Genomic DNA, 23,845 nt, shown 5'->3' with positions numbered 1-23,845 from the left:
AAGGGGAATTCTGTTGCTTGACGTCAACTTCTTCGACGAGCTACGCATCGGCCTGGCGACCGCTGACGACATCCGCCAGTGGTCGCATGGCGAGGTCAAGAAGCCGGAGACGATCAACTACCGCACCCTCAAGCCGGAGAAGGACGGGCTCTTCTGCGAGAAGATCTTCGGTCCGACCCGCGACTGGGAGTGCTACTGCGGCAAGTACAAGCGCGTCCGGTTCAAGGGCATCATCTGCGAGCGCTGCGGCGTCGAGGTGACCCGGGCCAAGGTGCGCCGTGAGCGGATGGGCCACATCGAGCTGGCCGCGCCGGTCACGCACATCTGGTACTTCAAGGGCGTCCCGTCCCGGCTCGGCTACCTGCTGGACCTGGCCCCGAAGGATCTCGAAAAGATCATCTACTTCGCGGCCTACATGATCACCAGCGTGGACGCCGAGCGGCGCGACCGCGACCTGCCGACGCTGGAGGCCCACATCTCCGTGGAGCGCCAGCAGATCGAGCAGGCCCGCGACGCGCAGGTCGAGGCCCGCCAGCAGAAGCTGGAGGGCGACCTGGGCGAGCTGGAGGAGGCCGGCGCGAAGGCCGACCAGAAGCGCAAGGTGCGCGACGGCGCCGAGCGGGAGATGAAGCAGCTGCGCGACCGCGCGCAGCGCGAGCTCGACCGCCTCGACGAGGTGTGGAGCCGCTTCAAGAACCTCAAGGTCCAAGACCTTGAGGGCGACGAGCTGCTCTACCGCGAGATGCGCGACCGGTTCGGCAAGTACTTCGAGGGCGGCATGGGCGCCGCGGCCATCCAGGCGCGGCTCCAGAACTTCGACCTCGACGCCGAGGCGGAGAAGCTCCGCGACACGATCCGCACCGGCAAGGGCCAGAAGAAGGCCCGCGCGCTGAAGCGGCTGAAGGTCGTCTCGGCGTTCCTCAACACCCGCAACAGCCCGCTCGGCATGGTGCTGGACTGCATCCCGGTGATCCCGCCGGACCTGCGTCCGATGGTGCAGCTGGACGGCGGCCGTTTCGCGACGTCCGACCTGAACGACCTGTACCGCCGGGTCATCAACCGGAACAACCGGCTCAAGCGGCTGCTCGACCTCGGCGCGCCCGAGATCATCGTGAACAACGAGAAGCGGATGCTGCAGGAGGCCGTCGACGCGCTGTTCGACAACGGCCGCCGCGGCCGTCCGGTCACCGGGCCGGGCAACCGTCCGCTCAAGTCGCTGTCCGACATGCTCAAGGGCAAGCAGGGCCGCTTCCGCCAGAACCTGCTGGGCAAGCGCGTCGACTACTCGGGCCGTTCGGTCATCGTCGTCGGCCCGCAGCTGAAGCTGCACGAGTGCGGCCTGCCCAAGCAGATGGCGCTGGAGCTGTTCAAGCCGTTCGTGATGAAGCGGCTGGTCGACCTCAACCACGCGCAGAACATCAAGTCCGCGAAGCGCATGGTCGAGCGTGCCCGCCCGGTGGTGTGGGACGTCCTCGAAGAGGTCATCACCGAGCACCCGGTGCTGCTGAACCGGGCGCCGACCCTGCACCGTCTCGGCATCCAGGCGTTCGAGCCGCAGCTGGTCGAGGGCAAGGCCATCCAGATCCACCCACTCGTCTGCACCGCGTTCAACGCGGACTTCGACGGCGACCAGATGGCCGTGCACCTGCCGCTGTCCGCCGAGGCGCAGGCCGAGGCGCGGATCCTGATGCTGTCGACGAACAACATCCTGAAGCCGTCCGACGGCAAGCCCGTCACCATGCCCACCCAGGACATGGTCATCGGCCTGTACTGGCTGACGACGCAGAAGGACGGCGCGGAGGGCGAGGGCCGCGCGTTCGGCTCGGTCGCCGAGGCGATCATGGCCTACGACCGGGGCGAGCTTGACCTCCAGGCCAAGATCCAGATCCGGCTCAAGGACGTCCCGCCGCCGCGCGAGTGGATCGCGCCTGAGGGCTACGACCCCGGCCAGCCGTACCGGCTGGAGACGACGCTCGGCCGCGCCATCTTCAACGAGACGCTGCCGGACGACTTCCCGTTCGTCGACGACGAGATCGGCAAGAAGCAGCTCTCGGCGATCGTCAACGAGCTGGCGGAGACGTACCCGAAGGTCGCCGTCGCCAACGCGCTGGACGCGCTGAAGAGCACCGGGTTCCACTGGGCGACCAGGTCCGGCGTCACGATCGCGATCGACGACGTCATCACGCCGCCGAACAAGCAGGAGATCCTCGGCGGCTACGAGCAGCGCGCGGAGAAGGTGCAGCGGGAGTTCAACCGCGGCCTGATCACCGACGACGAGCGCAAGCAGGAGCTCATCGAGATCTGGAACAAGGCCACCGCGGACGTCGCGGTGGACATGGAGCAGGCGTTCCCGAAGGCCAACCCGATCTGGATGATGATCCAGTCGGGCGCCCGAGGCAACCCGCTGCAGCTCCGCCAGATCGCCGGGATGCGCGGGCTGGTCTCCAACCCGAAGGGCGAGACGATCCCGCGTCCGATCAAGTCGTCGTTCCGTGAGGGGCTGTCGGTCGTCGAGTACTTCATCTCGACGCACGGCGCCCGGAAGGGCCTCGCCGACACCGCGCTGCGCACCGCCGACTCGGGTTACCTGACCCGGCGCCTGGTGGACGTCGCGCAGGACGTGATCGTCCGCGAGGAGGACTGCGGCACCGACCGCACGATCCCGTTCGAGATCGTCGAGCGGCAGTCGGACGGCAGCCTCGCCAAGCTCTCCACCACGGAGACCAGCCTGGCGGGCCGCACGATCGCCGAGGACGTCGTCGTCGACGGGACGGTCATCTACCCGGCCGACACCGACCTGTCCGACGCGGTCGTGTCGCGGCTGTTCGAGGCCGGGGTCGAGAAGGTCCGGACCCGCAGCGCCCTGGTCTGCGAGGCCAAGATCGGCGTCTGCGCCGCGTGCTACGGCCGTTCGCTGGCCACCGGCAAGCGGGTGGACGTCGGCGAGGCCGTCGGCATCATCGCCGCGCAGTCCATCGGCGAGCCCGGCACGCAGCTCACCATGCGGACCTTCCACACCGGCGGTGTGGCGGGCGGCGACATCACGCACGGCCTGCCGCGCGTGCAGGAGCTGTTCGAGGCCCGCATCCCGAAGGGCGTCGCGCCGATCAGCGAGGTCGCCGGCCGCGTCAAGATCGACGAGACGGAGAAGGCCCGCAAGGTCGTCATCGTCCCGGACGACGGCTCCGACGAGATCGCCTACCCGGTGCCGATGCGGTCCCGCCTCCTGGTCAAGGAGGGCGAGTCCGTGGGCGTCGGCCAGCAGCTCATCGCGGGTGCGATCAACCCGCACGAGGTGCTGCGCATCCTCGGCCCGCGCGCGGTGCAGCTGCATCTCGTGCAGGAGGTCCAGGAGGTGTACCGGTCGCAGGGCGTGTCGATCCACGACAAGCACATCGAGATCATCGTCCGCCAGATGCTGAAGCGGGTGAACATCCTCGAGTCGGGCGACACCGACCTGCTCCCGGGCGACCTGGTGGAGCGTCCGATCTTCGAGGAGACGAACCGGAACGTCGTCGCCGAGGGCGGGGTCCCCGCCGCCGGCCGTCCGGTCCTGATGGGCATCACCAAGGCCTCGCTCGCGACCGAGTCGTGGCTGTCGGCGGCGTCCTTCCAGGAGACGACCCGGGTTCTCACCGAGGCCGCGATGCACGCCAAGAGCGACCCGCTGCTCGGCCTCAAGGAGAACGTCATCATCGGTAAGCTCATCCCGGCCGGTACCGGCATGCCGCAGTACCGCAACGTCCGGGTCGAGCCGACCGAGGAGGCGAAGGCGGCGGTCTACTCCGTCGGCTCCTACGACGACGGCGCCGAGTACGCCTTCGGTCAGGGATCCGGCGAAGCCGTCCCGCTGGAGGAGTACGACTTCGGCCAGTACAACCGGTAACGCCGGTACGCCCGGTAACGCACGGCACGCAGAGGGCCGCCACCCGCATCGCGCGGGCGGCGGCCCTCCGCCGTTCCACGGCTGTCCTCCGCGGTTCTCCGGGCGTCCTCCGGCGTTCTCCGGGCGTCACGTCAGGGTGGCGCCGCCGTTGACGGTGATCCTCTGCCCGGTGATGAAACGGGCCCGGTCCGAGGCGAGGAACGCGACGGCTTCCGCGACGTCGTCGGGGACGCCCAGGTGCCCCAGCGGCAGGCGTCCGGCGTACTCGCCCCTGGCCCCGTCGGGTATGTCCGCGTGCCGGTCGGTGGGGATCCAGCCCGGGGCGACGAGGTTCACGGTGATCCCGTGGGGGCCGAGCTCGCGTGCCCAGGAGCGGGTGAGGCCGAGCTGGGCGGCCTTGGCCGCGACGTAGGCGCTGGACGCGGGCGGCCCCAGCTCCACGACGTCCGATCCGATGTGGACGATGCGGCCGTGCCCGCGCCGCTTCATGCCGGTGATCGCCTTCTGGGTGAGCAGCAGCGGGCTCTTGACGAAGAAGGCGAGCTGGTCGAGGACGTCCTGCCAGCTCAGGTCCTCGATCGGAATGTCGGGCTGGGGCCCGGTCGCGTTGAGGACGAGGATGTCGATCCTGCCGAAGGCGGCGAGCACCCGGTGGTAAAGCTCGTCGACCTCGTCCTCGTCGGTGACGTCGGCGCGGAAGACTTCGGCGCGGCCGCCCGTCGCGGCGATCTCGTCCCGCAGGTCCTCGGCCGCGGACCGGTCGCGCATGTAGTTGATCGCCACGGCGGCGCCGTCGCGGGCCAGGGCGGCCGAGATCGCGGCGCCCAGCCCCCTGGACGCGCCGGTCACCAAGGCCACTCTCCGCCCGGCCCCGTCCTGGTCTTGGTCCTGGTCCATCGGAAAACAACTCCGGAGTCTCGCACTTAATCTGCTCGGGCATATGGGTGTACTCGCGTGCCGGCGACCGTGAGCCGTGTCACGTCGGCGGCGCGGGCGGCGGTAAAAATAACGCAAAACGAGCTGCTGGTGCCGCCCTTCGGCGTTCCCCTTCAGTGCCGAGCGGTGAATTGAGGGCTTGCCGTCGGCAGGACGAGGTCGATACATTCATGACAGAGATCATGACGCATACACCTTGAATCGGTTGCCGATCCGGTCGCAGGCAAAAGTCGACGCAATTTCACCTCCTATTAACCGGCATCGCGCGATGGTCGCCCTTACCGGCGAGAACAAGGTTTCACCCGGAGAATGCCGAGGCCTATGGAGAGGAGCGGGTGCATGACGTACATGGTGCCGTACAGCGGCATCTCCAACCGGCTGGGCGCGGAAGAGATCAAGGCCGTCACCGACGTGCTGGCGCAGGACACCCTGGCGATGGGCCCCGCGGGCGCCGAGTTCGAGCGGCGCTTCGCGGAAATGCTGGACGGCCGCCACGTCCAGGCGACCAGCTCCTGCACCACCGCCCTGTTCCTGGCCGCGCAGGTGCTCGGGCTGGGCCCGGGCGACGAGGTCATCACGACGCCCCAGACGTTCTGGGTCACCACATGGCCCTTGCAGGCCCGCGGCTGTGTCATCAAGTTCGCCGACATCGATCCCGACAGCCTCAATCTCGATCCGGCCACGATCGAGCCTCTCATCACCGAACGGACCAGATCGATATGGGTCGTCCATTACGGCGGACAGGCCGTGGACATGGACCCGGTCATGACCATCGCCCGGCGCCACGGGTTGAGCGTGGTCGAGGACTGCGCCCATGTCGCCGGCGGCACCTACAAGGGCCGGCCGCTGGGCTCCATCGGTGATATCGGATGTTTCAGCTTCCATTCCCTGAAGAACATGACCACCGGAGAGGGCGGGGCATTCGTCACCGGCAACGATCGGTACGCCGAAATGGCCCGGGCGCTGGGGACCATTCACGTGTGGGGCGAGATGAGCGAGCGCGATGACCCTCGCATCGGCCCGTACCGGCAACCGGCGTATTACCGGGACGCGCACGTCCGCAAGTCCTACACCCACGACTACGTCGACGGGCGTTACCTCGTCGGCAACAACTACCGGATGAGCGAGTTGAGCGCGGCACTCGGCATCGTCCAACTCGGCAAGCTGGACCGCCTCAACGGGCGGCGCCGTGACATCGCGCACCGCCTCGACGAAGGGCTGCGGCGGGTGCCCGGCATCGGCGTCCAGAACGAGAAGCCCTACGCCCGCCACGTCCACCACCTTTACACCCTCTTCTACGATCCCGAAACCGTCGGCGCCCCCAAGGACGACTTCATCCGGCACCTGCAGGAGCGGGAGGGGATCGAGATCGTCGTCCGGTACTTCCCCATTCACCTGCTGCCGGAGTTCCGGGCGCTGGGGCACCGCTACGGCGAGTGCCCGGTCGCGGAGAAGACCTACTTCGAGCATCAGATCCAGTTGCCGATCTACGACCACCTCACCGACGACCAGGTGGAGCACATGATCGGCGCCGTGTCCCGAGGGGTCGCCAGGCTCGCCGAGAACCGGTGACCGACGCGCCCCGAGCCCCGGGGCGGACCTCTGGCCTTTCCCGACTTCCGCACCATCACGTGCTCCCTTCGCATGCGTGAGAACTGGAGTTTCCCCATGGCTGGAACGTTGCAGGAATCCACTGGCTCCGAGACCCCCGACGTCGCCGTCACCGGAGGCTCGGGTTTCGTCGGCGGTCACCTCGTCACCGCGCTGAGCGGGGCGGGCAGGAGCGTGACCATCGTCGACCTCGCCGATCCGTCGCCGGAACTGGCCGCCCTTCCCGGCGTCCGGCATGTGCGCGCGGACGTGCGCGACTACGGCGAGACACTGCTGGCGCTGCGCGGCGCCGACACGGTCTTCCATCTGGCGGGAAACGCGAGCGGCTCCCGCTCGGTGGAGTTCCCGAGATTCGATTTCCAGATCAACGGGCTCGGCGCCTGCAATGTGGGCAACGCGTGCGTCGAGCTCGGCGTCCGGCGACTGGTCTGCCTCTCCTCGGCGATCGTGTACGGCGTCCCGCAGCGGGTTCCCATGACCGAGGAGCATCCCACGCGGCCGTTCCTGCCTTACGGCGCGTCCAAGCTGTCGGGTGAGCTCGCGCTGCGAAGCCTGTACGACGCCATCGGCCTGCCGGTCGTGATCGGCCGCTCGTTCGTCGTTTACGGGCCGGGCGAGGACCCGCGCTCCGCCGGCGGCGAGGTCTCGCAGTTCCTGCGCTGGCAGCTCAACGAGATGCCGATTCCGCTGGTCGGGGACGTCGACCGCAAGACCCGCGACTTCGTCCACGTCTCCGATGTGTGCGCGGCCCTGATCACTCTCGCGGACGCCGGTGCCGCCGGGGAGGTCTACAACATCGGCAGCGGGCGGGAGGTGTCCATGCGCGACCTCGCCGACGCGGTGGCGAAGGCCACGGGCCGTCCGGCCCGCCTGCAGCCGGACGCCTCCAGCCTGGAGGACAGCTTCCGGCTGGTGGCCGACATCTCCAAGCTCCGGTCCTTGGGCTTCCGGCCCGGCGTGACGCTGGAGAGCGGCCTCGCGTCGCTCGCCGACGTGCTCGGCCCATTCCCCGAGCTTCCGTCGACGACGGCGATCTTCCGCCGCGAGCGCGTCCCACAGCCCTGAGTGGCGGCCCGGAAGGCCAAGGCAGCAGACCGTGAGTGAGATCAAGGACTCGGCCCGTTCCGTACCCGCGCGGGTATCGGCTCCGGTGCGTGCCGCGTTGCCGGCCGCCCGGAGCCGGGCGGCGCGCACCGCCGTCCGCGGCGTCTTCTTCGCCAACGGCGCCGCGTTCGCCTCCTGGGCCGCGCGGGTGCCGGACGTCCGGGACGGCCTGGGCCTTTCCGCGGGCGGGCTGGCCGTGGCGCTCGCCGGCCTGGCGGCCGGCGCGCTCGCGGGGCTGCCGCTGGCGGGCGTCGTGGTGGCCCGGTGGGGCAGCCGCCGGACGCTGATCGGCGGCGCGGTCCTCTTCTTCGGGACGCTCCCGCTGATCCCGTCCGCGCCGGGTCTCGTGCCGCTGACCGTCGCGGCGGCGATGTTCGCGGTCGGCAACAGCGCCGTCGACGTCGCCATGAACACCCAGGGCGTGCTGGTGGAACGCGCATGCTCCCGTCCCGTCATGGGCGGCTTCCACGCCATGTTCAGCCTGGGCGGGATCTCGGGTGCGGCGGTCGGCGGCCTGGCGGCCGCCGGGGACGTGGGAGCCGGAACGCATTTCCTGCTGACCGCGGTCGTCCTCTTCTCCGTCTGCTGCGCCGCGACGATCTTCCTGCTGCCCGACGCACCGGACACCGGCGTCGCGGGGCCGGCGTTCGCGTTTCCACCCCGGGGCTTGTGGGCCCCCGCGCTCATCGCGCTCTCGGCGCTGATGGGCGAAGGCCTGATGAACGACTGGGGCGCCGTCTATCTGCGGGACGTCGCCGGTTCGTCGGCCGGCGCCGCGGCCACCGGCTTCGCGGTCTTCTCGGCGGGCATGGTCGCCGGGAGGCTGGCCGCCGACCGGATGCGCTCCCGCGCGGCCACCGACCGGTTCGTCCAGTGCTGCTCGCTCCTCGCCGGGGCCGGCGCCGTACTCGCCCTCGTCGCGCCGTCCCCGGGGACGGGCCTGGTGGCTTACGCCCTGATTGGCCTGGGCCTGGCACCGGTCGTCCCGGTGGCGTTCAGCCATGCCGCGTCGCACACTCCGCGGGGCCCGGGTCCCTCGATCGCCGCCGTGTCCACGGTCGGCTACGTGGGCTTCCTCGCCGGACCGCCGATCGTCGGCGGCGTCGCGGAGGCGGCCGGGCTGCGCGTCACCATGGTCGTGCTCCTGATCCTGACGTGCGCCCTTAGTGTTCTCGCGCCCCGCCTCGGACGCGCGTGACGTGGGCCTGACGGCGCACGCGACGCGGGCTGACGGGCTTGACCTGGAGGTATGCTGAATTTCTTGACCTTTTGCTGTGTTTTGTGGTGGTACGGACGGGGAGGTACCTCGTCGTTGACGATGTACGCGACGGGGGAGAGACGCAGATGAAGAGGGTCATGACCGGGGCATTGATCGTCGGCGTTCTGGGGATCGGGGGCGTCGGCGGCGCCACCGCCGCCTGGTCGTCCGGCGACCAGACCTCGCGCCAGGACTGCCGCACCTATTCGAGCGTCGGCCAGTGCGGCGAGCCGCGCCTGGACGAGAAGCAGCGCGCGTGCGTGACCTCGGCCGTCCAGCAGGGCATGACCGAGCGCCGCGCCGAGGTGGAGTGCCGCGCCTTCGGCTGAACGGGCCCGCCGCCACCCGATGAAGTGAAATGTGAATAAGAAATCGAAAGGCGTTAGCGTTGACGCCTTTCTGGGGCGCATTTACTCTCGCGATCGAATCCACTGCCTGATTTTTGGAGTCATGCCATGACGCATGTCAGGCGCAAGGCGATCGCGATACTCGGCGCCGTTCTCGTCCCGTCCGCCATGATGGCGCCCGCCGCGTCGGCCGCCCCGGCGGACCCGCCGCCCGGGGTGACCATCACCGTGGTGAGCTTCAGCCAGGACTGCTGGGGCGGTGAGGTGTCGATGCCCGTCACCGCGACCAGCTTCACGGTCCGCTACTGGGGCCTCCATGCCCTCGCGGGCGGCGACTCCACCCCGGCCGAAAGCCGGCAGAAATGCCAGGTCGTCCTGCGGGTGGACAATGCGGTGGGCTTCACCTACGCGATCAGCCGGCTCCGGTTCGCCGGCTCCGCCGAAGTGGCTGCAGGGGCGACCGGCGAGCTGAAGACGCAGCACAATTTCCAGGGCACGCCGCCGTCCCAAGAGTGGACCCACAAGGTCCCCGGGCCCCACGCCGCGCCCTGGACGTTCGACCAGCAGATCCCCCTCGACCAAGTGGCGTTCAAGCCTTGCGGCGAGGAACGCCTCCTCTACCTCGACACCGAGATGGGCGTTTCCGCGGGCGACTCGGACCCGTCCAGGACCAGCATCATGGCCCTGGACACCCCCGACGACTCCGCCACCTACGACCTTCTCTGGAAGACCTGTCCGTGATGCCGCGAACCTGAGAGACCGATGAGTTCGGCCGACTCGTATGGTCACAGTGGTATGCGCAGACTCATCGTCCAGGAACTCATCACGGTCGACGGCTACGTTGCCGGGCCGGATGGAGAGCTCGATTTCTTCGACTCCGTCTCCGACTACAGCCACGTGGACCGCGACAACCTCCAGATTCTGGAAGACGTGGACACCGTCCTCCTGGGAGCGGACACCTACCGGATGTTCGTGCAGTACTGGCCCACCGCCGACGAGCCGGTCGCCAACACGGTGAACACCATGCCCAAGCTGGTCTTCTCCTCGACTCTGAACGAAGCACCGTGGGGAACCTGGCAGCCGGCAGAAGTCGTCAAGGGCGATGCGGCCGCGAAGGTCGCCGACCTCAAGCGGCAGCCAGGCAAGGACCTCATGCTCTGGGGCAGCCTGTCGCTGGCACGCTCCCTGACCAGGGCGGGCCTGCTGGACGAGCTCCAGCTCCGCGTCGTCCCGGTCGCCATCGGCAGCGGCGAGAAACTGTTCCCCGACGACCTGGGCCGCCTGGACCTGGAGCTCATCGAAGGCAAGCTCTACCCGTCGGGGATCATCTCGACGCGCTACCGTCCGCGGCGCACACCCGGCGCCTGAACAGGCCGTCCACCACGGCCCCGCCGCCTCCGCGCCCCCGCACGGGCGGGCCAGACCGTGAGCAAGCGCGGTTTCGCGTCAGAGATGTCCGCTTCGGCGTTTTCTAGAGGGCTCGGTCGAGGGCTTCGGTCAGTGCGACCGGGGTGACCAGGAGGCGGTCGAAGCGCCAGCCGTGCTCGGTGCGGCGCGCACTGTAGTGGTGGACCCCGGCCGCGATGGCCTCGGTCTTGTCGTCGATGACGAACACGGCGACGTCGTGGGCTCGCACAGTGGCGGTCTCGCCGTCGAGCTCGATGATGACATTGGACTTGTTGTGCAGGGTGCGGGCGTACGTGTCGTGGCCCGAGCGCACCAGTTCGATGAGCGCCTCGATCCCGTGGGCCTCCCCGCGCGGGGACTTGACGGCGACGTCCTCGGTGAAGAGGCGGTCGGTCTCGTCGTAGCGGCCCTCGTCGATCCACAGGCTGTGGCGGGCGACCAGGTCGGCGAGCTCGGCGCGGTCGGCGAGTGCGCGGATCACGGTTTCGGTGCTGGTCATGATGGCTCCTGTCAGTTGGTGTGGGCGAGGAAGAAGTCCCGGACGTCCTCGGCGAGCAGGTCCGGCATGTGGGACGGCCCGATCATGGTCTTGCTCCGGAGGGTTCGTTTGTGGGTCTAACGTTTGTGTTACTAACGAAGTTAGACTGTTAGTGTCACTAATGCAAGAGGTGGAGAGGAAACCATGAGCCCGGCTCCCGAACCCGCTCCGGCCCGGCTGCGCGCCATCCCCAGCCGCCTGCTCGCTGGGGCCGCGATCGCCGCGGATCGGCTCGTCAGCGAGCGCCTGGCCGCCGAAGGCGCTCGCAAATGGCACTTCGCGGTGCTGGCCGCGCTCGCCGAGGCCGGTGCCGCCAGCCAGGCGGAGCTCAGCCGCCGCACCGGCATCTACCGCAGCGACATGGTCGCCGTCCTCAACGAGCTCGCCGACACCGAATACATCCGCCGCGATCCCGACCCCGCCGACCGCCGCCGCAACGTCATCACCCTCACCTCCGAGGGCCATCACCGCCTGGAGTGCCTCGACGCGCTCGTTACCGACGCCCAACGCGAACTCCTCGCCCCCCTCTCCGCCAGCCAGAAGGACGAACTCACCCGCCTGCTCACCGTCCTGAACGAGTACCACCGCCCTCCGCACCCTCGCCCGCAGGACGCGAAGTAGCCCGTCCAGCCCGGCGTGCGCGGCGTTGCTGATTCCGGGGCTTTACGTGACAGTAAGGATCCGGACGACCACAAACCTCTGCCCCAGGAGATCGGCGCGTGGTGATGGGTGATTGGCGGGTTGCCGATTTCGTCGAAGTGCGCGAGTTGGGCGCAGGGGCCCAGGGACGGGTCGTGCTCGCGCGGCACCGCACGGCGGGCACCCCGGTGGCGATCAAATATCTGACCCGCCGCCCCGGTGATGACGAGGCGCTGGAGCGGCTGCGCGCCGAGGCGGTGTTGCTGGGGCAGGTGTCCGATCCGTACGTGGCCCGGTTGTACCGCATGGTGGAGAGCGAGCACGGTGCGGCGATCGTCATGGAGGCGGTCGACGGGGTCTCGTTGAAGAGGGTGCTGGCCGAGCATGGGGCGCTCGGGCCGGAGGCGTCCTTGCTGATGCTCAAGGGCTCGCTGTTAGGGCTGGCCGCCGCGCACGAGGCCGGGGTGGTCCACCGCGACTTCAAGCCCGCGAACGTGGTCGTCCAGGCGGACGGCCTTAGCAAGCTCATCGACTTCGGGGTGGCTGCGCTGGCCGGTGATCGGGCCGTCGGCGGTACGCCCGCCTATATGGCGCCCGAACAATGGCGCGGGGAACCGGCCGTCCCTGCCACTGACGTGTACGCCGCCACCTGCGTGTTCTTTGAATGCGTGACCGGACGCCGTCCATACGCGTCCTCCGTCCGGGCTGAGCTGATGAGTCGGCATCTGGCCGCGCCGGTCCCCGTGTCCGAGCTTCCGGAGGTGTTGCGGCCGCTGCTGGAGCAGGGCATGGCCAAGGAACCGGCGGAGCGTCCGCGCGACGCGATGACGCTGGTGGCCGAGCTCGACCGGATCGCCGTCTCGGCCTACGGCTCGGCATGGGAACAGCGTGGGCTGCGCACGTTGGCCGGTGCCGCCGTGGGGCTGGCGGCGCTGTTTCCCCTGGTGGCATCAGGGATCGGCGGTGGGGCGGCCGCCGCCGGGACGGCCGCCGGAGGCGCCGCGGCCGGTGCGGGCGCGGTCACCGGGCTCGGCGGCAAGATCGCCGCGGCGATCACGGGGGCGAGCGTGGCCGTCGCCGCCGGAGGGGCGGGCACCTACCTCGCCACCCGGGACACGGCCGAGACGCCCGCGCGGGCCGCGGTGCAGCAGGTGCGCGTCTCGCTGGTGTCGTCGGTCCGGCGGGACGCCTCGTCGGACCTGACGACGCAGTACGTCAAGGTGGACGGCGTCCGTGATCCCGACGTGGAATCCAGGATCAACACCGTGCTGCGGGAGACAGCGGACGCGCTCACTCGTCCGTGGGTGGACGGGGTCAGGCGCTATGGGCCAAGACCTGGCGAGGAGCGCTGGCGGGCCACAGCCGTCGCGAATTTCGGCGTGCGAGGACCGAGGCTCCTTTCCGTCTTCTACGACCTGGTCGACAGCCAATCGGCCGCCGGATATTCCGGTGGGTCCGGCGTGGTCGTGGACCTGTCGGACGGACGGCGGCTCGGCGCGCAGGATCTGTTCAAGTCGGCAGCCCTGACCACGACAGGGATGCGCGACTTGGCCCGCACGATCGTCCAAAGCGAGGGCGACCCGGAAAGCGCCGCGCAGACCCCGGCCGGTGCGGTGTGCTACGCGGGACGCCCCATCACCGCGGCCGATCTCGTCCCGCGGAGGCTGATGGTGCTGCCGACCAGGGACGGCCTGACCTTCGTCATCACCGGGATCTCCGAACTCGGCTGCACCGGAGGCTCCCGCGGGAAAAGGATCAAGGTGCCGTTCTCGCGGCTGAGCGCGTTGGTCCGGCCCGGCATCGTCGCCCAGGCCACGGCCCCGTCGCCGACACCCGGACGATCCTGAGAGATCCGCCGTGCGCGGAGTCTTTGCGGTTCGGCGGCTTTGGGTTGGTGTGGGCCGGATACATCCACGGCATGGGGGATCTTGCGTTCGGGGACCGGACGGATTTCGAGAACGCCGAGCGGGGGCTGGTGGCGTCGCTGTCGCCGGGGGTGGTGCGGGACGCCGGCGGACGGGTCGTCTGGGACAACGACGTGTTCGAATTCCTCGACGGCCCATGCCCGGAGACGGTGAACCCGTCGCTGTGGCGCCAGTCGCAGCTATGCGCCAAGCAGGGCCTGTTCGAAGTGACGGACGGCGTCTACCAGGTCCGCGGCCTGGACCTGTCGAACATGACGCTGGTCGAGGGCGACCGCGGGGTGATCGTCATCGACCCGCTGGTGTCGGTGGAGACCGCGGCCGCCGCGCTCGCGCTGTACCGGGAGCAGCGCGGTGACTGGCCGGTCACCGGCCTGATCTACACCCATTCGCACGTCGACCATTTCGGCGGCGCTGAGGGTGTCATCGAGCCCGGAAATCCCGACCGGGTGCCGATTCTGGCCCCGGCCGGATTCCTGGAGAACGCCGTCTCGGAGAACGTGTACGCCGGGACCGCGATGGCCCGCCGCGGCGTTTACCACACCGGCGTCAATCTGGAGCGGAGCCCGGAAGGAATGGTCGGGACCGGGCTCGGGCAGACCGCGTCCTCGGGACGGGTTTCGCTCGTCCCGCCGAACAAGGACATCAAGCGCACCGGGCAGGACGAGGTGGTGGACGGTGTCCGGATCGTTTTCCAGCTGACGCCCGGCACCGAGGCCCCGGCCGAAATGAACTTCCATTTCCCGGAGCGGCGGGCGCTGTGCCTGGCCGAGAACGCCACGCACAATCTCCACAACATATTGACGTTGCGGGGGGCGCTCGTCCGCGACGCGCGGGTCTGGACGCGGTACCTGGACGAGGCGATCACGCTGTTCGCCGACGGCACCGACGTGGCGTTCGCGTCCCACCACTGGCCGACATGGGGACGCGACAACATCGTGGCGTACCTGTCGCAGCAGCGGGACCTGTACGCCTACCTGCACGATCAGACGCTGCGCCTGCTCAACCAGGGGCACACCGGCATCGAGATCGCCGAGATGATCGACCTGCCGCCCGCGCTGGCCGGCGCCTGGCACGCCCGCGGCTACTACGGCTCGGTCAGCCACAACGTCAAGGCGATCTACCAGCGCTACATGGGCTGGTTCGACGGGAATCCGGCCCATCTGTGGGAGCATCCGCCGGTCGAGGCGGCGGAGCGGTACGTGGAGTGCATGGGCGGCGCGTCCAGGGTCATGGCCTTGGCCCGCGACTACACGAGCCACGGCGATCTGCGGTTCGCCGCGACGCTGCTGAACCACGTGGTGTTCGCCGATCCCGGCAATTCCGACGCCAAGGACGCTCTCGCGGACGTCTACGAGCGACTCGGCCATGGCGCGGAGAACGGCACGTGGCGCAATTTCTACCTCACCGGCGCCGAGGAACTCCGGTCAGGCCCCAAACCCCTCCCGACGAGCATCGCCGGCGGAATGGCGGCGGGGCTGACGGTCGAGCAGGTCTTCGACTCGATGGCGATCCGGGTGAACGGCCCCAAGGCGCGGGACGAGCATCTGACCATCGACTGGGATTTCACCGACACCGGCGACCGTTACCGCATGACGCTGTCGAACGGCGTCCTCATACACAGGCGCACCGAACGCGCGGACGAAGGCGCCGCCCTGACACTCACGCTCAGCCGTCCGCAATTGTTCGCGCTCATCGCGGGAGGCGATACCGACGGCATCACCAGCACCGGTGACGCGGCGGCGTTGCACCGGCTGCTCGCCGTCATGGACGGCGCCGAACCCGACTTTCCCATCGTCACGCCCTGACCGCCGTGGGCATCGGACAGGGGGCTGCAATGGGCGAGGTCATCGGGGATCTGCTGCCGCTGGCGGTCGGGGTGGCGATCAGCCCGATCCCGATCATCGCGATGATCCTCATGCTGCTGTCGCCGCGCGCCCGCACCACCGGGCCGGGGTTCCTGGCCGGGTGGGCGGGCGGCATCGTGATCGCCACGACCGTGCTGGTGGTGATCGCGAACGCCATCGGGATGAACAGCGCCTCCGGCGAGCCCAAGACGCCGGTCTCGTGGATCGAGCTGCTGCTGGGCGTGCTCGTCCTGACCTTGGCCGTCAGGCAGTGGACGTCCCGTCCCGGCGCGGGCACGCGGGCCGAGACTCCTTCGTGGATGAGGGCGATCGACGAGGTCACCCCGGCCAGAGCGGCGACGCTGGGGCTGCTGCTGTCGGCGGTGAACCCCAAGAACCTGATCATGTGCGTCGCCGCAGGGATCGCCATCGCGCAGGGCGAGTTGGGCGTCGGTAGCGAGGTCGTGGCGGTCGCCGTCTTCAACGTGATCGCGGCGTGCAGCGTGGCGGTCCCGGTGCTGGTGTACGTCTTCGACGCCGAACGCATGCGCGCCCCGCTGGACGACTTGAAAGCCTGGCTGGAACGCAACAGCACCACGGTGATGTTCGTCCTCCTGCTGGTCATCGGCTTCGTCCTGCTCGGCAAGGGCATCGGCGGACTCATCGACTGACCGTCGGCGCAGCACGTCGTCGGCGGGCGCTCACTCGTCGGACTGGTCGACGATTTTGCGGAGGGCGGCGACGTGGCCGCGGTAGGCGGTGCGGCCCGTGGCGGTGAGTTCGAGCCACACCCGCTGCCGGGTGTCGCGGACCGCCTTGCGCTGCTCGACGTAACCGGCGTCCATCAGGACGCTCACATGCTTGCTGAGCACCGAGGCGCTGACCCCCAGCCGCTCCTGGACCAGCCCGAACTCGATCTGGGTCACCGCGTCGAGCATCGCGCAGATGCGCAGCCGTTGGGGAGCGTGGATGACGGTGTCGAAGGCTTCGGGGGCCTCGGCGCCGTCCGCCGGGGCCTGCCGGGTCATGACGACCGTCCGCCCGTCAGCCGGTGATGCACCCCGAAGGCGACGATCCCCGCCGCGACCACCACGGTGATGGCCTCGGGGCCCCACGGCGGGTCGGCGGCGCTCTGCACCAGGGCGTACAGGCCGAGCAGCGGAAGCATGATCACGGCGAACGGCCGCATCTGCCGGTCGTTCAGCCACATCAGGACCCGCATCCGCTTGACGACCACGTGCATGAGCAGCCCGAGCCCCGCCGCCCAGACCGCCACCCCGGCCAGGAGGATCACCACTCCCGCCGGAGGGTCCGGGGTGATCGACACCAGGGGGCCGATCGGCGCCGTCCAGATCCCGAGGGCGACGAAGTACCACAGCGGCGTCCGGATGCCGGACAGCGCGGCGCGGGTCTGCTCGACGTCGTCCAGTGCCGCCGCGGCTTCGCCGGGAGTCGGCCGGGCGCCCGCCACACCTTCGTTCTCGTGTGTTTCCATGACGGAAACTATGGTGCTTAGTTTCCATCTTGTCAACACACAACTTTCCGGTACGGCAAGTGACGGACGATGGCGCACCGCCCCCGGCTGTACGGCGTTTGCGCTGGTAGAGGGACAATGGTGGGGTGGCTCGATGGGTCCTGCACGTCGACCTGGACCAGTTCATCGCCGCCGTCGAGGTGCTCCGCCACCCGGAACTGAGCGGGCGGCCGGTCGTCGTCGGCGGTGATGGCGATCCGACGAAGCGCGGCGTGGTGAGCACGGCCTCGTACGAGGCCCGTGCCCACGGCGTGCACTCTGGGCTGCCGCTGCGGACGGCGGCCCGGCGCTGCCCCGACGCGGTGTTCCTGCCCGTGGACAGAGAGCTCTACGAATCCGTGTCGGACCAGGTCATGGCGACATTGCGGAGCCTCGGCGCCGTGGTCGAGGTGCTCGGCTGGGACGAGGCGTTCCTTGCCGTCGACGGCGACCCGGAAGCGATGGCGCACGAGATCCGCGACCGGGTGCGCGCGGCGACGGGCCTCGAATGCACGGTCGGCATCGGAGAGAACAAGCTCCAGGCGAAGCTGGCGACCGGCTTCGGCAAGCCCGCCGGGATCTTCCGGCTCACCGGCGACACCTGGTTCGACGTGCTCGGCCACCTCCCGGCGGACGCGCTCTGGGGCGTCGGGTCCAAGACCGCCAAACGGCTGAAGAAGCTGGACATCGCCACGGTCCGCGAACTGGCCGCCGCCGATCCCGACGTCCTCGCCGGCGAGTTCGGCCCCACGAACGGCCCATGGCTGGTGCTCCTCGCCCGAGGGCTCGACAACTCGCCGGTGAGCGACGCGCCGCACGTCCCGAGGTCACGCGGACGGGAGACCACGTTCCAGGACGACCTGCCGGACTGGGAGGACGTGCGGCGCGAAGTGCGCAAACTGGCGCGGCGGGTCGCCGAGGACGTCGCCGAGGAGGGGAGGGAGGTCGTCCGCGTCATCGTCAAAGTCCGGTACGCGCCGTTCATCACCCAGACTCATGGCCGGACGCTGCAGGCCCCGTCCGTCGAGCCGCATCTGATCGAGGAGGCCGCCCTAGCCGCCCTTGACGCGTTCACTGGACGCCGCCCCGTCCGCCTCCTAGGTGTCCGCGCCGAATTCCAACGCTGACCAGGCGAACTTCGATTATTGATCATGTGGAATGGCCGATTTGCACGCTCTTTTCGGCCTCGTCGGTGGGGATCTCCTCGATGGGGCGGCGGCGCGACCGGCGGGTGAGGAGGAGGGCGGTGAGGAGGGCGGCGATGAGGAGGATGGCGAAGGCGATCGTGAGGGCTGTGGTGTAGCCGTGGACCACCGCCGCCGTGGGGCCGGCCTTGGGGTGTGCGGTGAGGTAGGACGCGGCGGTGCTGGCGGCGACCGTGTTGAGCAGGGCGGTGCCCAGGGCGGCGCCTAGTTGCTGGGACGCGTTGTACGCCGCCGATGCCGACCCGATGTCCTGATGGTCTATCGCGGTGGTGGCCAGGCCGGCGGTGGGAGGCATGACGAGGCCGATCCCCAGGCCGGTGAGGATCAGGGCGGGGACGAGGTACAGGGCGAAGACGTCCGTGGTGGACGCGGTCAGCCGCGTCAGGAGCAGCATCCCCGCGGCCGCGGCGAGCAGGCCGGGGAGGATGAGCGCGGCCGGGGGGACGCGGCCGTGCAGGCGTCCGGCGATGAGCGTCGAGGCGAGCAGGGCTGCCAGGGCGTTGATGATCAGGGTGAGGCCCGCCTCGACGGGCGAGTAGCCGAGGACGGTCTGCGTGTAGTAGCTCATGAAGAGGTAGAAGCCGAACATCGCGACGAACATCAGGGTGATCGAGAGGAAGGCGCCGGCCCGTGCGCGGTGCAGCAGGATCCGCATGGGGAGCAGGGGGCGGCGTGTGCGCAGTTCGACCATGACGAACGTCGTCAGCAGGACGCCTCCGGCGAGGAGGGCCAGGGCGGCGTTCCGTTTGTCGGACTCGGCTTCGGCGAACGCGTAGACCACCGCCGCGAAGCCCGCCGCGCTCAGGAGTGCGCCCGGCACGTCCAGGCCCTGGCCGCGGCGGTTCGGCTGGTCGCGGGGCACGAGCGTCGTGCCGAGGACGGCGAGCAGCGCGACGGGGACGTTGATGTAGAGGCACCAGCGCCAGCTCGCGTACTCCGTCAGCAGTCCGCCTGCGATCAGGCCGATGGCCGACCCCGCGGCGCCCACCGCCGCGAACACGCCGAAGGCGCGGCCGCGTTCGCGTCCCCCTGTGAAGGTGATCGTCAGGAGTGAGAGGCCGGCGGGGGCCAGCGCGGCGGCGAACACCCCCTGCAGGGCCCGTGCCCCGAACAGCAGCTCGGGGCTCGTGGCGGCGCCGCCCAGTGCGGACGAGCCCGCGAAGCCCAGCAGGCAGACGATGAACGTCCGGCGGTGCCCCAGCGCGCTGCTGATCCGGCCGCCGATCAGCAGGAGGCCGCCGAAGGCCAGCGCGTACGCGGTGATGGCCCACTGCCTGGCGGTGTCGGACATCCCGAGCGCGTGCTGCGCGGACGGCAGCGCGATGTTGATGATCGTCCCGTCCAGCACGACCAGGAGCTGGGCCGCGCTGACCGCGAGGAGCGTCGCCCAGCGCCTTCGATTGTCTTCCACCGTGTCTCCCTAACGTCGTTTGGGACTGCCTAACGCTGTTTGGTTCATCGAACACTGTAGCCTGGCGACGCGACCGTCGGGTGTGGAAGGGGTGCGATGGGCAAGTCGAGTGATGTGCGCAGCGTCTGGCTGCGGCCCCGGCGCGAGCAGCGCGGGGAGCCGCCGCTGACGCACTCCCGCATCGTCGCGGCGGCGGTGGCCCTGCTGGACGAGGAGGGCATCGACCGGCTCACCATGCGGCGGCTCGCGGAGCGGCTCGACGTCGTCGCGCCGTCGCTGTACTGGCACGTCGACACCAAGGACGACGTGATCGACCTCGCGGTCGACGCGATCTTCGGGGCGGCCCCGCCGGAGCCGGGTGCCGGACGCGCGGAGGAGTGGCGCGACGACGTCACGGCGGTCCTGGCCGGCTGGCGGGCCGCGCTGCTGCGCCACCCCTGGGCCGCCGCGGTCCCGGCGCGGCGGCGACCCACCATCGGCCCGAACTTCCTCGCCGGGATGGAGGTGCTCCAGGCGACGCTCGCCCGCGCCGGGTTCACCGGCCAGAGCCTGTCGGCGGCGACCTGGGCGCTCTACAACCACGTCATGGGGTCCGCCTCGTCGCAGATCGCTCTGCACATCACCGACGAGGAGCGCCGCCTAGGGCAGGAGCAGCTGCGAGCCGCCCGTGACCGGTATCCGACCCTGGCCGCCAACGGCTATCTCTACGACGACGACTGGGATGGGAGCTACAGCGCGGGGCTGACCTACATCCTCGACGGCCTAGAGGCGCAACTGTAGGCGGGGCTCACCGTTTCTCAGACGCTGACCAGGCGAAGACGGACAGCGGGGCGGCGCCGGAGGACAGCAGGCGGATGACGATGATCGCCATTGCCTCCAGGTGGCGGGCCTGGGTGAGGTCGCCCGCGTCCAGCGGCTCGGCGCCGAGGTCCGTGATCAGGGTGCGGGCGGCCGGCTTGCCCTCGTCCGCCCCGGCGATGGGGACGGCCAGCGGACGGCCGCCGAAGACCGGGGGCCGCATCCGCCACACGTCGGCGTGGGCCTGGTTGAACGCTTTGACGACGTGGGCGCCGGGGGACAGGCGGGCGATCTCCTCCGCCATGGAGCTGCCGCCCTCGTATCTCACCTGCGAGTAGTCGGTCACATCGACGGCGTTGCCGCAGTCGATCACCGCTTTGCCCGCCAAGGTCCCCTCGGGCGCGCCCGCCGCGCGGAGCGTCTCGTCCAGCCCGGCGAGGAGGACCGCGACCAGGACGGCGTCGCCGAACTCGGCGGCCTCGCGCAGCGTCCCGGCGCGGGCGCCGATCCGCTTGGCCATGTCGGAGGTCTTGCCCGGCGTGCGACCGCCGACGAGCACGTCATGCCCGGCGTGTACCCAGCCGGACGCCAGCGCCTCGGTCATCCTCCCGGCTCCGAGCACACCGATCTTCATTGCGTCCTCCCAATGGTTCGAGGTCCTGCCGCAGGACGCCAAGGACGCTAGAGAACCGTGAGGAACCCCGCGGTTCTCTACGGGGCGGCTTCGCGGGCGTCCAGGAGCGCGCCCGTGTTGTCCTCGGCCCATCGGGTCAGTGCCGTCACCGGGATCAGGAGACTGCGGCCCAGGTCGGTGAGGCTGTACTCGGTGCCGGGCGGGGCGGTCCGCAGGGCGCGCCGCTCGACGAGGCCGTTCTCGCCCAGCCGGCGCAGCGTCTGCGTCAGCATCTTGTTGCTGATGCCGCCGACCTTGTCGCGCAGGTCGCTGTACCTGGCCGGGCCGCGCCCGAGCGCCACGATGACGACCACGGACCACGTGTCGGAGATCAGATCGAGGGTCGTCCGGGCGGGGCAGTCGGTGAGGAACACGTCGTAGGCGACCACGCCGAAAAGCGTACGCGCCGCGCGGGTCAATCGAGGGGGAGCGGACGCCGGGGGACGGGAGCCGACTGCAGGATCGACGTCGTCGTCCGCGCGTACGGGGTGAAGCGGTCGAGGATCGGCTCCAGCTCCTCGACCGTCCGCAGGTGCGCGATGAAGTAGAAGCAGTCGTCGCCCGTGATGCGGTGGCATTCGACGATCGCTGGGATCTCGTCGGCGATCTTCGGGATGCGGCTCAGCTCGCGCGGGCTCGGGTTCACCCGGACGAGGATCGTGATCGGGAAACCGAGCGCGACCGGGTCGACGGACGCGTGGTACCCCGTGATCACGCCCGTGTCCTCCAGCCGCTGCACGCGTTCGGCGACGGCGGGCGCGGAGAGCGCGACACGGCGGCCGAGGTCGGCGAGCGTGGCGCGGCCGTCCCGCTGCAGCTCGGTGAGGATCCTTAGGTCGATCGCGTCGAGCGGCTTCGGTTCGTAGGCGCGGCCCGGCCGGCCCCTTCGGTTCGCCATTCCTCCAACTTACGAACCCGCCGACGATACGGCCATGTCCTTTCCGCCCTGGTCGTACTTCGTCGGCAGCGCGGTTTTCCACTATCTGGGCCCGTCGTTCGCCGTCCTGCTTTTCTCCCGGGTCGGGCCGCTGGGCGTCGCCGGGTTGCGCATCTGGAGCGCCGTCCTGGTGTTCCTGCTGTGGCGCCGCCCCTGGCGCACGCTCAACCGCGACACCTGGCGGACGATCGTGCTCTGGGGCGCCGTGCTCGCGCTCATGAACTCGTCCTTCTACATGGCGATCGAGCGGCTCCCGCTGGCGACCGTTGCGGCGATCGAGTTCCTGCCCGTCATCGGGCTCGCGGCAGTGGGGATGCGGACGCGCCGTAACCTCACCGCCCTCGCCGCCGCTGTCGTCGGCGTCTACCTGCTGACGGACGTACGCCTAGAAGGAGAGCCGCTCGGATTCGTCTTCGCGTTCGCGAACGCTGCGCTGTTTGCGCTGTATGTAGTGGTCGCGCATAGGGCCGCGCAGTCGGACGCCGGAGGAATCGACGGATTGGCCATGGCGATGGTGGTCGCGACGGTGTTCGTCCTGCCGATCGGAGGCGTCCAGGCCGTGCCCGTCCTGACGGACCCGGTCGCGTTGGCCGCGGGCATCGGGGTGGGCATCTCGTCGTCCGTCATCCCCTACGTGTGCGATCAGTTGGCCATGGCGCGCCTGAGCCGCGCCACCTATGCGCTGATGGTCGCCCTACTGCCCGCCACCGCGACCGTGGTAGGGCTGGTCGTCCTGCAACAGGTACCCGTGCCCGCGGAACTCGCCGGAATCGGGTTGGTGATCGCCGGTGTGTCGTTGCACCGTGGAGAACGTTGAAAGGAGCCGTCATGGAACAGGTACGTCTCGGCACGACGGGAACGAAGGTCTCCCGCATCTGCCTCGGGATGATGAGCTACGGCGACCCGTCGAAGCGGGCGTGGATCCTGGACGAGGACGCCGCGGAGCCGATAATCCGGCGGGCCGTGGAAGCGGGCGTGACGTTCTTCGACACCGCGGACGTGTACGCGGAAGGCACGAGCGAAGAACTGACAGGGCATCTGCTCCCGAAGTTCTTCGCCCGCCGGGACGACTACGTCCTGGCCACCAAGGTCTGTCTCCCCATGGGGCCGGGACCGAACGACCGAGGGCTGTCGCGCAAGCACATCATGGCGAGCATCGACGATTCGCTACGGCGGCTCGGCGTCGACCATGTCGACCTCTACCAGATCCACCGATGGGACTACGGGACGCCTATTGAGGAGACGATGGAGGCCCTGCACGACGTCGTGAAATCGGGCAAGGTCCGGCACATCGGCGCGTCCAGCATGTTCGCGTGGCAGTTCGCCAAGGCGCAACACGTCGCGGAGACGCACGGCTGGACGAAGTTCGTCACCATGCAGAACCACTACAACCTCATCTACCGCGAAGAGGAGCGGGAGATGATCCCGCTGTGCCTCGACCAGGGGGTGGGCCTCATCCCGTGGAGCCCGCTGGCCCGCGGGATGCTGGCCGGGAACCGGGAGCGCGGCGGCGAGCGCAAGACCGTCCGGTCCCGGAACGACGCCTACGGCGACAGCCTGTACACGGAGGACGACTTCGATGTCGTCGACGTGGTCCGGGAGGTCGCGGGGGAGCGGGGCGTCCCGGCCGCCCAGGTCGCGCTCGCGTGGCTGCTCGGACGTCCCGGGGTGACCGCGCCCATCTTCGGAGCGACGAAACTCACTCACCTGGAGGACGCGATCGCCGCCGAACGCCTGGAACTGGACGAAAAGGAGGTCACGCGGCTGGAGGCGCCGTACCGGCCGCACCCGATCCTCGGGCATTCCTGACATA

At 69.6% G+C, this 23,845-nt stretch carries 23 protein-coding genes; 15 read left to right on the top strand and 8 right to left on the bottom strand.

From position 1 onward, the window contains the following. Nucleotides 1-13: 13 nt before the first annotated feature. The gene (locus E1287_RS02790; RefSeq protein ID WP_131963199.1) at nt 14-3,886 is read left to right on the top strand and encodes a DNA-directed RNA polymerase subunit beta'; all 3,873 of its coding nucleotides are present in this window, start codon (nt 14-16) and stop codon (nt 3,884-3,886) included. Between the two features lie 126 nt (nt 3,887-4,012). Here E1287_RS02790 and E1287_RS02785 read toward each other — a convergent pair whose 3' ends face one another. Then, nucleotides 4,013-4,783 carry an SDR family oxidoreductase gene (locus E1287_RS02785; protein ID WP_131963198.1) on the bottom strand — a complete coding sequence of 257 codons (771 nt, stop codon included), beginning with the start codon at nt 4,781-4,783 and terminating at the stop codon, nt 4,013-4,015. 378 nt (nt 4,784-5,161) lie between these two features. Here E1287_RS02785 and E1287_RS02780 point away from each other — a divergent pair, with 378 nt between their 5' ends. From E1287_RS02780 to E1287_RS02755, 6 genes are all read left to right on the top strand, one after another. Continuing rightward, a complete protein-coding gene (locus tag E1287_RS02780; RefSeq protein WP_165968856.1) occupies nt 5,162-6,394 on the top strand; it encodes a DegT/DnrJ/EryC1/StrS family aminotransferase in 1,233 nt (410 codons plus the stop codon). 96 nt (nt 6,395-6,490) lie between these two features. Continuing rightward, entirely contained in the window at nt 6,491-7,498 is a 1,008-nt protein-coding gene (locus E1287_RS02775; RefSeq protein WP_131963196.1) for an NAD-dependent epimerase/dehydratase family protein, read from the top strand. 31 nt (nt 7,499-7,529) lie between these two features. Then, nucleotides 7,530-8,735 (top strand): MFS transporter, encoded by a 1,206-nt coding sequence (locus E1287_RS02770; protein WP_131963195.1) that lies wholly within the window; start codon nt 7,530-7,532, stop codon nt 8,733-8,735. 146 nt (nt 8,736-8,881) lie between these two features. Then, on the top strand, nt 8,882-9,124 hold the full coding sequence (locus tag E1287_RS02765) for a hypothetical protein (RefSeq protein ID WP_131963194.1): 243 nt from the start codon (nt 8,882-8,884) through the stop codon (nt 9,122-9,124). Between the two features lie 126 nt (nt 9,125-9,250). After that, nucleotides 9,251-9,883 (top strand): DUF4360 domain-containing protein, encoded by a 633-nt coding sequence (locus tag E1287_RS02760; protein WP_131963193.1) that lies wholly within the window; start codon nt 9,251-9,253, stop codon nt 9,881-9,883. Nucleotides 9,884-9,937: 54 nt separating this feature from the next. After that, on the top strand, nt 9,938-10,510 hold the full coding sequence (locus E1287_RS02755) for a dihydrofolate reductase family protein (RefSeq protein ID WP_131963192.1): 573 nt from the start codon (nt 9,938-9,940) through the stop codon (nt 10,508-10,510). 103 nt (nt 10,511-10,613) lie between these two features. On the opposite strand, the gene E1287_RS02750 is transcribed toward E1287_RS02755, so the two are convergent. Continuing rightward, the gene (locus tag E1287_RS02750; protein ID WP_131963191.1) at nt 10,614-11,048 is read right to left on the bottom strand and encodes a nuclear transport factor 2 family protein; all 435 of its coding nucleotides are present in this window, start codon (nt 11,046-11,048) and stop codon (nt 10,614-10,616) included. Between the two features lie 183 nt (nt 11,049-11,231). Here E1287_RS02750 and E1287_RS02745 point away from each other — a divergent pair, with 183 nt between their 5' ends. From E1287_RS02745 to E1287_RS02730, 4 genes are all read left to right on the top strand, one after another. Beyond that, nucleotides 11,232-11,708, top strand: coding sequence for a MarR family transcriptional regulator (locus tag E1287_RS02745; protein ID WP_131963190.1), 477 nt, complete (start codon nt 11,232-11,234; stop codon nt 11,706-11,708). 104 nt (nt 11,709-11,812) lie between these two features. Then, nucleotides 11,813-13,573 carry a serine/threonine-protein kinase gene (locus tag E1287_RS44570; RefSeq protein ID WP_207933978.1) on the top strand — a complete coding sequence of 587 codons (1,761 nt, stop codon included), beginning with the start codon at nt 11,813-11,815 and terminating at the stop codon, nt 13,571-13,573. Nucleotides 13,574-13,644: 71 nt separating this feature from the next. Continuing rightward, the gene (locus E1287_RS02735) at nt 13,645-15,456 is read left to right on the top strand and encodes an alkyl sulfatase dimerization domain-containing protein (protein ID WP_131963189.1); all 1,812 of its coding nucleotides are present in this window, start codon (nt 13,645-13,647) and stop codon (nt 15,454-15,456) included. A gap of 29 nt (nt 15,457-15,485) precedes the next feature. Continuing rightward, nucleotides 15,486-16,166, top strand: a complete 681-nt coding sequence (locus E1287_RS02730) for a GAP family protein (RefSeq protein ID WP_131963188.1) — start codon at nt 15,486-15,488, stop codon at nt 16,164-16,166. A gap of 30 nt (nt 16,167-16,196) precedes the next feature. Here E1287_RS02730 and E1287_RS02725 read toward each other — a convergent pair whose 3' ends face one another. Together E1287_RS02725 and E1287_RS02720 are read right to left on the bottom strand one after the other, a co-directional pair. Next, nucleotides 16,197-16,523 carry a transcriptional regulator gene (locus tag E1287_RS02725; RefSeq protein ID WP_131963187.1) on the bottom strand — a complete coding sequence of 109 codons (327 nt, stop codon included), beginning with the start codon at nt 16,521-16,523 and terminating at the stop codon, nt 16,197-16,199. Next, nucleotides 16,520-16,990, bottom strand: a complete 471-nt coding sequence (locus tag E1287_RS02720; protein WP_131963186.1) for a hypothetical protein — start codon at nt 16,988-16,990, stop codon at nt 16,520-16,522. The genes E1287_RS02725 and E1287_RS02720 overlap by 4 nt, the downstream gene beginning before the upstream one ends. 125 nt (nt 16,991-17,115) lie before the next feature. Between E1287_RS02720 and E1287_RS02715 the strand changes: the two genes are divergently transcribed. Beyond that, complete coding sequence (locus E1287_RS02715) at nt 17,116-18,135, top strand: DNA polymerase IV (protein WP_131963185.1); 1,020 nt, start codon at nt 17,116-17,118, stop codon at nt 18,133-18,135. A 22-nt stretch (nt 18,136-18,157) separates the two neighbouring features. On the opposite strand, the gene E1287_RS02710 is transcribed toward E1287_RS02715, so the two are convergent. Next, entirely contained in the window at nt 18,158-19,624 is a 1,467-nt protein-coding gene (locus tag E1287_RS02710) for an MFS transporter (protein WP_131963184.1), read from the bottom strand. A gap of 96 nt (nt 19,625-19,720) precedes the next feature. On the opposite strand from E1287_RS02710, the gene E1287_RS02705 reads away from it, so the two are divergent. Continuing rightward, nucleotides 19,721-20,404, top strand: a complete 684-nt coding sequence (locus E1287_RS02705; RefSeq protein WP_131963183.1) for a TetR/AcrR family transcriptional regulator C-terminal domain-containing protein — start codon at nt 19,721-19,723, stop codon at nt 20,402-20,404. A 7-nt stretch (nt 20,405-20,411) separates the two neighbouring features. On the opposite strand, the gene E1287_RS02700 is transcribed toward E1287_RS02705, so the two are convergent. The 3 genes from E1287_RS02700 to E1287_RS02690 form a co-directional block, all read right to left on the bottom strand. After that, nucleotides 20,412-21,056 carry an NAD(P)-binding domain-containing protein gene (locus E1287_RS02700; RefSeq protein WP_131963182.1) on the bottom strand — a complete coding sequence of 215 codons (645 nt, stop codon included), beginning with the start codon at nt 21,054-21,056 and terminating at the stop codon, nt 20,412-20,414. Nucleotides 21,057-21,133: 77 nt separating this feature from the next. After that, nucleotides 21,134-21,484 carry a helix-turn-helix domain-containing protein gene (locus E1287_RS02695; protein ID WP_131963181.1) on the bottom strand — a complete coding sequence of 117 codons (351 nt, stop codon included), beginning with the start codon at nt 21,482-21,484 and terminating at the stop codon, nt 21,134-21,136. 26 nt (nt 21,485-21,510) lie between these two features. Continuing rightward, nucleotides 21,511-21,993 (bottom strand): Lrp/AsnC family transcriptional regulator, encoded by a 483-nt coding sequence (locus tag E1287_RS02690; RefSeq protein WP_131963180.1) that lies wholly within the window; start codon nt 21,991-21,993, stop codon nt 21,511-21,513. Between the two features lie 34 nt (nt 21,994-22,027). Between E1287_RS02690 and E1287_RS02685 the strand changes: the two genes are divergently transcribed. Both E1287_RS02685 and E1287_RS02680 read left to right on the top strand, forming a co-directional pair. Then, nucleotides 22,028-22,849 carry an EamA family transporter gene (locus E1287_RS02685; protein WP_131963179.1) on the top strand — a complete coding sequence of 274 codons (822 nt, stop codon included), beginning with the start codon at nt 22,028-22,030 and terminating at the stop codon, nt 22,847-22,849. 11 nt (nt 22,850-22,860) lie between these two features. After that, on the top strand, nt 22,861-23,841 hold the full coding sequence (locus E1287_RS02680; RefSeq protein WP_131963178.1) for an aldo/keto reductase: 981 nt from the start codon (nt 22,861-22,863) through the stop codon (nt 23,839-23,841). Nucleotides 23,842-23,845: the final 4 nt, after the last annotated feature.

The organism is Actinomadura sp. KC06, assembly GCF_004348735.1.
Classification (GTDB): domain Bacteria; phylum Actinomycetota; class Actinomycetes; order Streptosporangiales; family Streptosporangiaceae; genus Spirillospora.
Note: the sequence above shows the minus strand (reverse complement) of the source record. Positions and strands in the feature narration are given on the sequence as shown.